The following is a 14,179-nucleotide window of genomic DNA, read 5'->3' on the forward strand; positions in this document are numbered from 1 at the left end:
GATGAATTTGCTTCTCCACGATGACTGGGAAATTTATGGAGATGGGACTGGTGATCCTCATAAACTTATGTTTGAACCGGCAAAACGTATTCTTGATATTTGTGATCGTTATGAGGCAAAATACACATTCTATGCTGAAATTGGTCAACAACTATGTATGCGCAATGCTCCTCAAACAAAATGGCAGAAGATTGCTAATTTATGGGAGGAGATCTTAGTTGATGCCGTAAATCGTGGACATGACGTACAACTGCATTTTCATCCACAATGGATTGGGGCTGAACAAAAAAAGGGGGAGTGGCATCTTGATTATTCAAAATGGCATACCGGACATGTTGAAGATCTATTATTGGATCAATGGATTGGGAAGGGAAAAAAATATCTTGAATCACTCCTATGTCAATCAAATACCAGTTATAAAGTTGTTAGTTACCGAGCAGGTGGCTGGCTTTGTCAACCGTCAAATGCATTATACTATGCGTTGAGGAACAATGGAATTATTTGTGATGTTTCAGTAATGAAAGGACGTTATGCTATATATGAAGATAACAGCTATGTAGATTTTAGAAATGCGGTTTCACGATATGAACCCTGGGAGGTTGATCCGGGAAACTTTGCTAGAGAAAAAAGTGGAAGTGGTGTGTGGGAGTTACCTGTATATACTACAACTTCAACCTTGCCACAGAGTCTATATTTGCTTAAAACGGCATTTCAGCCGCTTCATTATTATCGAATTTATCAAAAAAGAAAACAACAACCGGGAATAGGGCGAAAAGGTATGAATCCGGTTATATCCGGCCGTAAAAAAGAGTATTACGGTAGTTTTGGCTACATGCATTACCGCCATTTATTAAAATATATTTATCAGGTACAATCAATTTACCATTCAGTTGGTTTTATGAAGGAACCATACATCACATTGCTAACACACTCTAAAAGTTTTTTGGACTTTAATAATTTTGAACACTTTTTACGCCATATAGCAGTCGATTCCGAAGTTCGGTTTTCTACTACTCTGGAATACGTTACTCATAATCTATGACCTGGACCGATCATATCGATGCTTCAACAAACTCCGAAGCTGTAATCATTCTTGGTATGGGGCCTCAGGCTTTGTTTTTGCTCAGGAGTCTACAAAACACTGGTAAGAAGATTTATCTTATTGGTTCAAAAAGTTATTATGCGTATTTGTCACGTTTCGGTAATAAGATAATTCGCACCAATTATGCTTCTATACGACAAGCTGTGGAAGATATTCGAGAGCAGTTCGGGAGTGATACACCGGTACTGATCAGTGGTGGCTCTTCTCTTGATTTTGCCATTACCAATCTAGATGATGCTATAGTCAATATATTTCCTCATCCCTTTTCAAGTTTACGTGTATTAAATCATAAAAAGAAAATTACCGGTTGGCTGGCTGAACAAAAAAATCTGAATTATTTTTATCTGCCGACGTATTCATGGAGTCAAATGTCAACCTATGATGGATTCCCAGTACTGGCCAAGTGGGATAGTTCAGCTCAAGCAATATTCAAAACAAAAATCCTATCAAATTATTCTAATTGGAAGACCTTTTCAAATTTGTATGCCGGCTATGCAGAAAGCTTGGTATTTCAACCGTACATATCTTCAAGTAAATTTTATCATTTGGGTGGTTGGTTTCAAAACGGGAAGCTAAATGAACATGTAATAGCAGAAGAGGTTCGCCAGAATCCGGTAGGTATGGCTTCTATGCTTCATCGGTATGATGGAAAGTGGGTTTCAGATTTTTATCTGATAATTGACGAGATCATGAAACATTTTCCAGTTACCGGATTTGTACAATTTGAATTTATTGAAGATCTGAAACAACAAAAGCTCTATTTCCTTGAATGTAATGCTCGGCCATGGGGTAGTATGGATTTTTTGCATTTTCGGACTGCGAATGAGTCGATTGTTGCCGTAAACTTTTTGAAAGATCTTTCAAATTGTCAAAGTGATGCAGGTATTTTTCAAAGGTTAATGGCTGTAATTAAATCTGATAAATTACATTTCAGATGGTATGACCCGCTTCCGGTTTTGGCTCCATTGATTAATTATCTGTTTGCAAATGATTAAAAATTCAAAAATCCGTTTGTTTATAAGGTTTATAGTCAAAAAGTTTTTACCATTACTTGGCTTTAACAACCTGTTACTTATTTTTGAGCGTCAGATATCATCTAAGGACTTACAATCAAATTTTCAATCTGAATTCAATCTTGTGGTATGTAACTATCCATTCTCACTAAGTTCATTATATAGAATGTGTGGAGAGTTACCAGTATTGGTCAATAGATTCGATGAAAGGTCTGTATTGATTGTTACCAAAGATCAAGAACAAATAATTGGTTACATGTGGGCTCATTTTGATTTTGATCCACTTCATGAAATCCAGACTGACTACACCAAATTTGTGGTGATTGGGCCAGCATTTGTAAAAGAATCCTATCGAGGCCAAAACTTATCAAAAGCTATGCGATCAGAATTGCTGAAAATAATTATCGAGAAAAATTATAACACTATCATAAGTAAAGCCGCATTCGATAATATACCGCAGATTAAAGCAGCGATTAAAGCTGGCTATAAAATTCACAAAATAATGTATAAAATAGATAATAACCGTTATTACATATGAAGCTGATTGTAAACAAAACGTTATCAGAGAAGAGTAAGTATGGCGGGGGAGTGGGAGGCTATTACAGGACACTACGAAAGTACACAAATCATTTCTACTTATTGGATGCAACTTATTCTATTAAGAAAAACACCTTTTTAAGGTTTATGCTGGAGTATTTTCGGGCGCAAATTAAATTGTTTAAGCTACAGAGAAAAGCGACGGTAACTGTGTTTAATCCATCACTGGGTGGATATTCATGGATCAGAGACTTAATTCAAATGCGCTTATTATCTACTGGAAAAGGAAAAGTCATTATTTTTTTCCGTGGGTGGGATGAAAAGTTTGCTGATAAAATAGAAAAAAACAAATTATACAGACTTATATTTAACTTCGTATACAACAGCAAATCTAATGCTTTTATCGTACTCTCTAGATCATTTCAAGAAAAACTGCACAGTTGGGAAGTAAACAAACCCGTATACATTGACAGCACAATTGTAGACGATGAATTGACCGCTAAATATCATCACGAAATTCAAGTGAAATCTTTCAATCAAAATACTAGATTACTATTTCTATCTAGATTGGAGAGGAATAAAGGTGTTTTTGAATTAATTTCAGCCTTTAAAATTGTAAGTGCTAAAAGAAATGAATATATGGCGATTGATATAGTTGGAAACGGTACGGCATACGCAGAATTATATAATTCTGTCACTGGAATTTCAAATATTAATTTTCACGGATATGTGATTGGAGATGAGAAGTCCAGAGTTTTTATAACCTCAGACATCTTCGTTTTTCCCTCAACCCATGGTGAAGGTATGCCCAATGCACTATTGGAGGCCATGGCTTTCGGATTGCCTGTTTTGACTACGCGTGTTGGAGGCATACCAGATTTTTTTGAAGATAGCAAAATGGGTTTGTTTCTGGAATCTACGGATCCAGAGCACATCGCCGAACGTATTGAATTTTTACTTGATCGACCGGATTTGATGGAGCAGATGTCTCGTTACAATTACACATATGCTAAAGAACATTTCTATGCCAGTAAAGTGGCTAAGAGATTGGAGAATATTGTTGATGATGTATATGCACATTCCTGATTCAGGGTCTTTTTCTATGTCGGCTTCTTACTCATCACTTGAGCAATTGTATTCCTATGTACAAAGTGAGCACTTTATTGGATACGATCCCTACGATACCTTAAATGCAAAATTTCCATTTAAGAAATTGGGCAAGTGGATTCCCATTCTGGCAACACAATTTCAGAAACGTAATCCGGTTAATATCCGTCCTCTATTGGGTATCCAAAAGGAAATTAACCCTAAAGCTTATGGTTTGTTCATCAATGCCTTCAGTAAACAATATATGATGACAGGAGATCAAAAGTATCTGAATCATTGCCGTGAAATGATATGCTGGCTTTCTCAACATACTGCGAAAGGTTACACTCATGCTTGCTGGGGATACAACTTTGACTGGGCAAGCCCAATCAAAGTTGTGCCCGCTTTTACCCCCTCCGTTGTGTGCACTGCTTTTATTGTGAAAGGGTTATTCAGTTATTATAAGGCAACTGGAGACTTACAAGCGAAAGAACTCATCATCAGTGCGTCACAGTATGTTCTCGAGGATTTGCCTCGTTACCAAAACGAGCATGGTATATGCATCAGCTATACGGATATCCAAATGGATATTTGCTATAATGCCAACCTGCTGGGTGCCGAAATTCTCGGATATGCCTATTCACTTACAGGGGTTGAAGAATATCGAACACTCGCACGACAGGCATTAGATTTTACCGTGCATTATCAGCATGAAGACGGGAGATGGAATTATAGTCTCAATTTGGAAACCGGAAAGGAAAGAGAGCAAATCGATTTTCATCAAGGATATGTGCTGGAATCCGCTTGGCTTATCATTTCATTGTGCAAATTTGGTGATACTTATAATGACTATCTGAAAAAAGGACTGTCTTTTTACAAAGAAATGCAGTTTTATCCCGATGGCCGTTCACTATGGCGATTACCAAGAATTTGGCCCGTGGAAATTCACAATCAGAGTCAGGGGATAATTACGTTCAGCAAGTTGCAAAACTTTTCTGCATCCTATAGACTCTTTGCCAAAACTATTGCAGAGTGGACCATAAAAAACATGCAGGATAAAAACGGCTACTTTCATTACCAAAAACATAAATGGTATACAATTAAAATACCATACATGCGCTGGTCACAGGCATGGATGTATCTGGCATTGACAGATTTAATATATAACAATAAATCATGAAAATTCTATTTCATTTTGGTCACCCTGCACACTTTCATTTATTTAAAAATGTAATAAATAAACTGTTAAAAGCAGATCATGACCCACACATTTTGATAAAAGAAAAGGATGTATTGAAAAGACTTTTGGATGATGGTGGATTTCAATATGCAAACATTCTACCTGAGGGAAAAAGCCATGGAAAGACTGGACTTGTAATAGACTTGTTACGGCGTGGTCGTCGAATACTTCGTTATTGCAAAGAACATCGACCGGATCTTTTGATAGGCACTTCAGCCGATATATCTTATGTGGGTAAAATGCTTGGTGTACCCGCAGTGAACGTGAACGAAGATGATGCTTCAGTAATACCCTTGCATGCCTGGATAGCTTACCCCTGGGCCACGGCCATTATAAGTCCTGATAGCTGTAATAATGGCCGATGGCAAAAAAAAACAATTACGTATGCTGGATATCATGAATTGGCATATCTGCATCCGGAGCTTTTTAACCCGGATAAAAAAATTGTAGAGCAATATGTTTCTCTTCAGAGACCATATTTCGTGTTGAGGTTTGCCAATTTACATGCACATCATGATGTTGGTATCAAGGGCATTACCGATGAGATTGCTTTGAAACTCATTGAGAAGCTTAAATTTCATGGGAATGTATTAATCACATCTGAGAGAGAATTATCCGAAGATTTGGAGCCTTTTAGATTGCCTGTAAACCCCTCGGATATGCATCATTTGCTGGCATTCGCAAAAATTGTGATCGGAGATAGTCAAACGATGGCAGCAGAGGCTGGAGTTCTGGGAACCCCTTTTATTCGTTTTAATGACTTTGTAGGAAGAATTGGATATTTAAAAGAATTGGAAGAGATATATAAACTTGGATTTGGTATTCCATCCGATCAATCAGACCGTCTGCTTCAAAAAGCAGAAGAATTGGCATCTGACAAGAATGTTACTAATAAGTTTCAAGAGAGAAGGAATGTAATGTTGTCTGAAAAAATTAACGTTGCTGACTTCTTGTATAACTACATAAATAACATAAAATCATAAAATATCTATGAGAATTGATCTAATTGCCGGAGCACGTCCCAACTTTATGAAGATTGCTCCGATAATTGATGCGATCAATGCGGAACAGGTGAATGGAAGGAATATTCGTCCTATACAAGTCCTAACTAACAAAAAGTGAGTTGTATACTTGCAATTTGACATTGCATCTTAAACGATTAATGAGTTTATATTTGAACAATTCGACAAATGAAATTAAAGAAATGAAAATTGATAAATTGCTTGAGTGCATCGATAACAGAACTTACACCGTAGGTATCGTTGGCCTGGGCTATGTCGGCCTGCCATTAATGTGGACCTTCCACCAGAAACAGATGCCCGTACTGGGATTTGATATCGATCAGAGCAAGATCGACCACATTGCCGCCGGTACCCCCTACATCAAACATCTTGGCGAGGAGATGATGGGCAAACTGGCCGCTTCGGAGATCTGCGACGCAACGACCGACTTTTCCCGGCTTACGGAGGCCGATGCCATTCTCCTGTGCGTTCCGACGCCACTTGACGGACACCGGGAACCGGATATGAGTTTTGTGGAAGGCACCGTACGAACCATCGGTCCGCACTTGCGCAAGGGCCATCTGGTGATCCTGGAATCGACAACCTACCCCGGTACCACCGAGGAACTGATTATCCCGCTGCTGGAAGAGCTTTCCGGACTTTCCGCGGGCACCGATTTTTATGTGGCCTATAGCCCCGAACGCGAAGATCCCGGCAATGCCGACTTCAACACCGCCAAAATTCCCAAAGTGGTGGGCGGCCACGGCGCCGATGCCCTCAAGCTGGCCACCGCGCTCTACGACACCGCCATCGTGCAAACCGTGCCGGTCAGCGATACACGAACCGCCGAAGCGGTGAAACTGACCGAGAACATCTTCCGGTCGGTCAACATCGCACTGGTCAACGAACTGAAGGTGGTGTTTCATAAAATGGGAATTGATGTTCACGAGGTGCTTGATGCCGCGGCGACCAAACCGTTCGGATTCATGAAATTCACTCCGGGACCCGGCCTGGGCGGTCACTGTATTCCCATCGATCCGTTTTATCTCACCTGGAAGGCGCGAGAATATGAGCAGAACACCCGTTTTATTGAACTGGCCGGCGAAATTAACACGGAAATGCCCCGTTACGTGGTGCGGCGAACTATTGAAGCGCTTAATGCTCACAAGAAAGCGGTCAATGGCAGCCGTATTTTGCTGCTCGGCCTGGCCTACAAGCCCAATGTGGACGATGATCGCGAATCGCCCACCTATAAGCTGATGGACAATTTCAAGGAGTTGGGCGCCGAGGTAGCCTATTATGATCCCTACGTGCCGGTTATACGAAAAACGAGAGAACATGCGCACTGGGCCGGAACAAAATCAGTCGGATGGAATGAAAATTCGATAAGCGGTTTCGACTGCGTAGTGATAGCCACCGATCACGCTGATGTTGATTATGATACATTGGCACATTGGGCTGACTGCATAGTCGACACAAGAAACGCTATGAACGGTCGCGAAGGGGTTAAGGACGGCCAGGTTTGGAAAGCATAATGTGCCAAGTGTTAAGCCAAAAACTAATTGAAGATTACATTTCGTAGTAACTATTTCGTATGAACATACTGGTAACCGGCGCAGCTGGTTTTATTGGTTATTATACCGCAAATAAACTGCTCGGGGAAGGCCATCGAGTTCTGGGACTGGATGTTGTAAACGACTACTATACGGTCGGTTTGAAGTATGATCGGCTCGCACAGTTAGGTATTCGCAAGGAGAACATCAGAGAGAAGCAGATCGTGACAAGCCAAACCCGCGAAAACTTCAGGTTTTTAAAAGCGGATATCGCCGATCGCAGTTTGGTTTCTACGGTATTTGAGGCAGAGTCGTTTGATGCCGTTATTCATCTTGCAGCACAGGCGGGAGTGCGATACAGCCTGGAGAATCCCCATGCCTATGCCGATAGCAATATCACCGGATTTCTGAATATACTGGAAGGCTGCAGGCACCATCCCGTGGAACATTTGATTTATGCTTCGTCCAGTTCGGTGTATGGGGCCAATACCAACTTGCCATTTTCGGTGAAGCATAATGTGGACCATCCGGTTTCCCTATATGCCGCCAGCAAGAAAGCAAATGAGCTCATGGCGCATACCTACTCGCATTTATATGGTGTTCCGGTCACCGGCCTGCGATTCTTCACGGTATATGGTCCCTGGGGTCGTCCGGATATGGCTTATTTTAAGTTTGCCGATCTGATGACCTCCGGCAAATCTATCGATGTTTACAACCACGGCGAGATGGAGCGTGATTTCACCTATGTCGATGATATCATTGAAAGTATCGCCAGGCTGCTTCCGCTTCCCCCTGAGGGCAATTCGGAATGGAACGGCGACAGACCCGACCCGGCCACAAGTTTTGCCCCATACCAGCTGTTTAACATCGGGAACAATAATCCCGTGCGACTAATGGATTTTATCACCGAGATCGAGCGCAACCTGGGTATTGAGGCGAAGAAGAATTTCATGGAGATCCAGCCCGGTGATGTGCCGAAAACCTGGGCGGATGTGAGTGACTTGTTTGAATACACCGGCTATAAACCGCAAATAGGCATCCGCGAAGGGATAGCCAACTTCGTAACCTGGTATCGCGAGTATTATCGCAAGTAAGTATCTGCCTGCGAATGTTTTAAAAATCATTCGATCACCGGCAAACACAATCTTCAAGCACTACGCGCTTCTTGCACGCTTGATGAAAATGTTGTAAAGCGCCTTCCAGAAATAGACAAAGTCGGTTTTCCATGGACTTTGTTCGTATTGCACGAGGTACCTGTGTTCGGATTCTTCCAGCCCCTCGAAGGAGTCCGGTAAATCCACATAGAACGGAGGAATCAACCCGGGTTTGTGGCGGTTCCGCATTTTTTGAAAATCAGGAGAGTAGAGACTGAGCTTGTGACTGCTCAACGGCCGCACACCAAACAGCTTCAGGTCTCCCTTGAAAAAGTTGAGAAACATGGGGAGCTCGTCTATCCAGAATTTTCTCATGATCTTGCCCCAGCTGGTAACCCTGTAGTCATCCCTGATCTTGTCCCCCTTGTCCAGGCCGTTTTTATTTACTATGTACTCCTGCAGGTATTCGGCATAGGGATGCATGGTGCGAAACTTGTACATCTTGATGATTTTGCCGTTCCTGCCGGTTCTTTTTAATCTGACCAATGGACCGTAGGTCGGATCCATATCGTACAGAGGGGTGCTTTTTTTGGTCACAGAGAACCAGGTGAGTCCGTTAATATGGCGGTATGAGTCTATCACAAATCCGCAGGAAACCAGCCGTCCAAGTACTTCGGTAAGAGAGAGCATGCGCCCCCGGCCCCGGGTGATAAAAAAGTAAAGCCGCTTGGATACCGACCACTTTGGCAGTACCCGCTTGACCAGAAAGTGGAGGAACAGATAGGGCTGTACGATGAAGAACGGGTAGTTCTTTTTGATGCGGGAGCGAAACTGATGATTGGTCTCCACGCACCCGATAAACTTATCGCCAATATTGAGTGACTCGTTTACGGTTTCGAAAAATTTATTGAGGTACCGTACATTGTTAATTTTCTGGTGGCATATCACACCAGGAGAGTCATTCACTGCCAAATGGGAAGCGGCATGGTTCGAAGACTCACGCAGCAGGAAAAAAACTTCCCCGCGCACCCACGTAGCTTCTTCGATGAACAGGTCGGCTTCCCTGCATCCGGTGTACGAAATCTCCTTTTTGCGCCCAATATCCAAGGGGGTATCCGTAACACGCCTATCTATTGTAATTGTGTTATCCATGTGCAACTCTGTTTCAGATATTTAAAGAACATCATTGGTTGCTGCCAAATCCTGTTTTGGCGTAGCCACTCTTCTTGCATTGTAGAATGTTTGGTGCTCATAAATATATTGTTTGTAATACGAATATCCAGATTAATTAAGAACATTTAACACAATGAGTTACAACCGCATAACCATGCGGTAATATTGAAGTAGCCCGGTAGTTTTTTTCCGGAAAAGCCCCTGAGTATGTACCGGAAAAGCGGTACCTTATTTACTTCTCGATTTACCGAAATTAAATACGCTATTTGTTTCTATGCGCGCATTCACACTTTTTATATTTCTTTTTTTTCATGGGGGGATGGCAACCGCCGCCACAAACAAGGCTCCTGACCTTCCCGCCGAACAGGAAAACCCGTATTTCCAGGGTGCCGGGATTACCGGCACAGAGGAGCCCGGCGCCTATTCTTATGGCTGGATGATACGTGCGGCAGCCTCAACCGCCGGCCCGCTCCCATTCTGGATTCATTCCAACAGGCTGGGCACCCTCGATCAGGAGAGCGCCAACCTGGCTACACACCTGTTTGGCAGTTGGTCGCATCGTTTTGATTCGGGAATTCACCTGAAAGCCGGAGGCAATCTGCTGCTTCGAGCAGCCGCTTCGTCGGATGCCTGCCTGCAGGAAGCGTATCTTGAAGCCGGGTACAGCCATTTTATTTTGTGGGCGGGACGTAAACGCGAGAATTTCGGAATGGTGCACCCGCATCTTTCCATGGGTACTACCGACCTGTCCCACAATGCCAGGCCCATCCCGAAAATCACTTTTGAGACCGATGGCTTCCAGCAAGTTCCAGGAACCAGGCGCGTACTTAATTATAAGGCCGGTATCTCTCACGGATGGATGAATGACACCAACCACCGCTTTGTCGACGATGTATGGCTTCATCAGAAATACCTCTATCTGCAGATATTCAGTGACGACGCGCCTGTCGTGGGCCGGGGCGGCCTGAAACATTTCGCCCAGTGGGGGGGAGACTCGCCGGTTTTCGGCCGGTCTCCGAAAAACCTGCGCGCCTTCCGGGATGTGTTTTTTTCACTGGCAGCCGACTCCAAAGAAATTTTCGAAGGCGGTGAACTGCTGAACAGCCAGCAGAACCACATGGGCTCCTACGATTTTAACCTGCGGCTAAACCTGGGGCAATACCGGGTATCGATAAGCCGGCAGTTTATTTTGGAGGACACCCCGAACGCCCGGTTTGGTACTCCGTGGGATGGCCTCTGGGGCGCTTATGTCGAGCTCAGGCCCGATAGCCGGACCCGGTGGCGGTCCAATCTCCCCAACGACAGAGTCGCCACGCCCCACCGCCCGCTGCTCAGAGCCGTCCATTACGAATACCTCGATACCAAAGAGGGGATTCCCCGCTTTCCACACCGGGACATGACCAGCTATTTTAATTATTATAACCACTCTTCGTACAGAGGCGGGTGGACCTACTACGGACGATCCCTCGGTAACCCTCTTTTTTTTGGGGATCCCGACTACCTGGGAGTCGTTAATAACATCATCATTGCACACCACGCCGGTGCCATGGGTCATGCCGGCCCCATTGACTGGCGCGTGTTTACTACCTACAGCCGGAATTATGGAGCAGGACGTGTCACCCGGCTGGATGGAACCCGCGTGCAGCTGCCCAATGAGCGCCGCGACCAGTGGTCATTCATGCTGGAACTGGAAACCGGAGCCTTCCACCCATCTCTCGTCGCCGGCGCCGCACTCGCCCTCGATACCGGCGAAGTGTACAAGGATAATCTCGGCCTGATGATCTCGCTCAGATGGACCGCCAGATAGCCAATATTTACTTGTTAAGCAATCTTAATTAAAATTTATTAATAAACTTATTAACATTTCAGAGCCGTTGTAAATTATTATATAGCAATCTTTTAAGAATATTTATTTAGAGATATAAACACAGTTTATTGGTGTTTGAGAGGCTGAAAAGCTTCAGTATTGCCTGAATTTGCTCGATAAATGCGGTAGTGCATCCCCCCGTGCACGCCCTTTGTCACCTTGCAGATTCAAATCGCGGTTCCCATGGCAATACTGCCCCACAGATGCTTACTGATTTTCAGCCTGCTGTACCTGGTGATTCTGATTGTGCCCCCCCGATCATCAGGCAACCCGGATCCCGTCAATCCGTCTTCAGAAAAAGAGACGGCCCATGGCGAACTGGCACCCGCCGCCTTGTTCGGTTATGTCGAGGATGTTGAAACAGGAGAGCCCCTGACCGGCGCCGGGATTTACCTACCCGGCACTACCACCGGTGCCTCGTCAGATCCGATCGGATATTTCCAAATTGACCGCCTCTCTCCCGGGACGTATACTTTTCGCATTTCCTATCTCAATTATGAGTCTGTGGAACGGGAGATTACCATCGTTCATGGACAAGAGAAACGGCTGGATATCAAATTGTATCCTTCCCGCTACGAAATGGATGAAGTGACCGTAACGTCATCCAGAAACCGTATGGAGCAACGCAACCTGGGGCGTCGCCGGATCTCTGTTGAGGAATCTATCCAAACACCCTCCGTGCTTCAGGATGACCTGTTCCGGTCTATTCAGCTGCTGCCCGGCGTGGCGGCAGCCTCCGATTTTTCCAGTGGCCTGCATATACGGGGAGGCGGCACCGACCAGACCCTAATCCGGCTGGATCAGGCAACGGTATACAACCCCAGCCATTTCTTTGGCTTTTTTTCCACGTTTAACAGCGACGCCATAAGTGATGTGGATCTCTACAAAGGCACCTACCCGGCCGAATATGGAGGAAGACTTGGATCCGTGATCGACATCAGCAACAGAGACGGCAGCAGGGAAAGCCATGGCGGTGTGCTCAGCCTTGGCATGCTCTCCTCACGAATCATGGCGGAAGGTCCGTTGAACGGAAAAGGGTCTTACCTGGCAGCGTTCCGCCGGTCGACCATGGAGCCGATCCTGCACGTCATGCAGGGCGAAGTGGACGGAGTGCCCGATCAGTTTTATTTCTATGACCTGAATGCCAGGGTCTCCTATGACCTCAACGGCCGGAATCGTGTGAACGCCTCGATCTATTCGGGTACCGATGATGTGCAATTGCCGTTTGATGATCAGATGATTTTTAATTTCCGATATGGAAATCGCACGTTTAATACCACCTGGACCCATTTCTCAGGATCCAGCCTGCTCTCCAGGATAAGCCTGACCGGCTCTCAGTATTTTAATTATCCCTTCACGGATATGGGAGGGACCCCGTTCGACCGAAACAACCGCCTGAGTGAAGGGAAGATGAATGCCGCCCTGGTCTGGTTTCCGAACACAAGATATGAACTGAGCGCAGGCGCAGAAGTCGGACGCATGTCCTACTCCCTTGTCGACAGCTTCAACGGCATCGCCACCCTGGATACGGAAATTCGCTCGTGGAATTCCGCATTCTATGTGCAGGGAGAGTGGCGGCCGGTGGATCGCGTGCGTATCAACTCCGGTGTTCGCGTCGAGCATTATGGGACCGGCGATTACTGGAAACTTGGCCCGAGAGTATCCACCGACGTTTTCCTGACTCCGGACCTCCGCCTCCAGGCAGGGTATGGCCGGTATTATCAGTATCTGAGCCTGGTCAGCAACCCGACATTCTCCGGATTTGATGTCTGGGTGATGGCAGGTGAGAAGGTCGCGCCATCCTGCAGCGACCAGTTCGCGGTGGGTCTCAAGTACGAACCGCGAGCCGGTTGGGAAGTGGAAGTGGAAGGCTACTACAGAACCATGAACGATCTCTTTGAGTTTGACCCGCTCCTGGGGGATGTCGCCGGTTTCGAATATCATGAACTTTTCCGGACAGGGGACGGGTACGCCTACGGATTGGAAGCGATGGTGGAACGCACCAAAGGGCGCCTCACCGGATATGTCGGCTATACCTTTGGACGAACCTGGCGGCGCTTTCCCGAATACAACCAGGGACGGTTTTTTCCGCCGCGCTTCGATCGCACTCATGACCTTACTACAGCACTGAACTACAGAGTCAGTTCGAGCTGGCGGTTTTCAACAACCTTCACCTACCAGACCGGTCAACCCTACACGCAGCCTGTTGGCCGTTCCATGTTGTCAGGAAATCCGCTGCAAAATGGCCGGCTGAATCACATGGTAGTTGACCGTGTGAACGGTGCCCGGATGCCGGCCTATCACCGGCTGGATATTGCGGCAACACGTCGGGGCTCCTTCTTCGGCATTGCACAGGCAGAGCTGCAAATACAGGTCATCAATGTCTATTCCCGCCGCAATGTCTGGTTCTATACGTTCGACTACAATCAGAACCCTCCCCAGAAACAGGAAATGCCGCTGCTCCCCATTCTTCCATCGGTTACCTACACCATTGAGTTTTAGTCAATCGGACC

General features: G+C 45.2%; 11 protein-coding genes. 10 read left to right on the forward strand and 1 reads right to left on the reverse strand.

Annotated elements, in window-relative coordinates; genetic code table 11:
* The first annotated feature begins 1 nt into the window (after position 1).
* The 8 genes from QA596_02540 to QA596_02575 all read left to right on the forward strand — a co-directional run bounded on the left by QA596_02540 (position 2) and on the right by QA596_02575 (position 8,626).
* The gene (locus QA596_02540; GenBank protein MDG5766329.1) at positions 2-1,042 is read left to right on the forward strand and encodes a hypothetical protein; all 1,041 of its coding nucleotides are present in this window, start codon (positions 2-4) and stop codon (positions 1,040-1,042) included.
* Entirely contained in the window at positions 1,039-2,097 is a 1,059-nt protein-coding gene (locus tag QA596_02545; protein MDG5766330.1) for a hypothetical protein, read from the forward strand. Before QA596_02540 ends, QA596_02545 begins: the two co-directional genes overlap by 4 nt.
* Complete coding sequence (locus tag QA596_02550; protein ID MDG5766331.1) at positions 2,090-2,653, forward strand: GNAT family N-acetyltransferase; 564 nt, start codon at positions 2,090-2,092, stop codon at positions 2,651-2,653. The genes QA596_02545 and QA596_02550 overlap by 8 nt, the downstream gene beginning before the upstream one ends.
* A complete protein-coding gene (locus tag QA596_02555; protein ID MDG5766332.1) occupies positions 2,650-3,738 on the forward strand; it encodes a glycosyltransferase family 4 protein in 1,089 nt (362 codons plus the stop codon). Before QA596_02550 ends, QA596_02555 begins: the two co-directional genes overlap by 4 nt.
* Positions 3,659-4,918, forward strand: coding sequence for a glycoside hydrolase family 127 protein (locus tag QA596_02560; GenBank protein ID MDG5766333.1), 1,260 nt, complete (start codon positions 3,659-3,661; stop codon positions 4,916-4,918). The genes QA596_02555 and QA596_02560 overlap by 80 nt, the downstream gene beginning before the upstream one ends.
* A complete protein-coding gene (locus QA596_02565; protein ID MDG5766334.1) occupies positions 4,915-5,961 on the forward strand; it encodes a DUF354 domain-containing protein in 1,047 nt (348 codons plus the stop codon). The genes QA596_02560 and QA596_02565 overlap by 4 nt, the downstream gene beginning before the upstream one ends.
* Before the next feature lie 221 nt (positions 5,962-6,182).
* Positions 6,183-7,514 carry a nucleotide sugar dehydrogenase gene (locus QA596_02570; protein MDG5766335.1) on the forward strand — a complete coding sequence of 444 codons (1,332 nt, stop codon included), beginning with the start codon at positions 6,183-6,185 and terminating at the stop codon, positions 7,512-7,514.
* Positions 7,515-7,573: 59 nt separating this feature from the next.
* Complete coding sequence (locus QA596_02575; protein ID MDG5766336.1) at positions 7,574-8,626, forward strand: NAD-dependent epimerase; 1,053 nt, start codon at positions 7,574-7,576, stop codon at positions 8,624-8,626.
* 60 nt (positions 8,627-8,686) lie between these two features.
* On the opposite strand, the gene QA596_02580 is transcribed toward QA596_02575, so the two are convergent.
* Positions 8,687-9,778: a sugar transferase gene (locus tag QA596_02580; GenBank protein MDG5766337.1), complete on the reverse strand. Its 1,092-nt coding sequence runs from the start codon at positions 9,776-9,778 to the stop codon at positions 8,687-8,689.
* Between the two features lie 295 nt (positions 9,779-10,073).
* On the opposite strand from QA596_02580, the gene QA596_02585 reads away from it, so the two are divergent.
* Both QA596_02585 and QA596_02590 read left to right on the forward strand, forming a co-directional pair.
* On the forward strand, positions 10,074-11,606 hold the full coding sequence (locus tag QA596_02585) for a capsule assembly Wzi family protein (GenBank protein ID MDG5766338.1): 1,533 nt from the start codon (positions 10,074-10,076) through the stop codon (positions 11,604-11,606).
* Positions 11,607-11,849: 243 nt separating this feature from the next.
* Complete coding sequence (locus QA596_02590; GenBank protein MDG5766339.1) at positions 11,850-14,168, forward strand: TonB-dependent receptor; 2,319 nt, start codon at positions 11,850-11,852, stop codon at positions 14,166-14,168.
* Positions 14,169-14,179 lie beyond the last annotated feature (11 nt).

The organism is Balneolales bacterium ANBcel1, from assembly GCA_029688905.1.
Classification (GTDB): domain Bacteria; phylum Bacteroidota; class Rhodothermia; order Balneolales; family Natronogracilivirgulaceae; genus SLLW01.

Bases quoted from the DNA above. Each gene is read 5' to 3' on its own strand.
- QA596_02540 (MDG5766329.1), top strand. From the start codon at position 2: ATGAATTTGCTTCTCCACGATGACTGGGAAATTTATGGAGATGGGACT.
- QA596_02545 (MDG5766330.1), top strand. From the start codon at position 1,039: ATGACCTGGACCGATCATATCGATGCTTCAACAAACTCCGAAGCTGTA.
- QA596_02550 (MDG5766331.1), top strand. From the start codon at position 2,090: ATGATTAAAAATTCAAAAATCCGTTTGTTTATAAGGTTTATAGTCAAA.
- QA596_02555 (MDG5766332.1), top strand. From the start codon at position 2,650: ATGAAGCTGATTGTAAACAAAACGTTATCAGAGAAGAGTAAGTATGGC.
- QA596_02560 (MDG5766333.1), top strand. From the start codon at position 3,659: ATGCTAAAGAACATTTCTATGCCAGTAAAGTGGCTAAGAGATTGGAGA.
- QA596_02565 (MDG5766334.1), top strand. From the start codon at position 4,915: ATGAAAATTCTATTTCATTTTGGTCACCCTGCACACTTTCATTTATTT.
- QA596_02570 (MDG5766335.1), top strand. From the start codon at position 6,183: ATGAAAATTGATAAATTGCTTGAGTGCATCGATAACAGAACTTACACC.
- QA596_02575 (MDG5766336.1), top strand. From the start codon at position 7,574: ATGAACATACTGGTAACCGGCGCAGCTGGTTTTATTGGTTATTATACC.
- QA596_02580 (MDG5766337.1), bottom strand. From the start codon at position 9,778: ATGGATAACACAATTACAATAGATAGGCGTGTTACGGATACCCCCTTG.
- QA596_02585 (MDG5766338.1), top strand. From the start codon at position 10,074: ATGCGCGCATTCACACTTTTTATATTTCTTTTTTTTCATGGGGGGATG.
- QA596_02590 (MDG5766339.1), top strand. From the start codon at position 11,850: ATGGCAATACTGCCCCACAGATGCTTACTGATTTTCAGCCTGCTGTAC.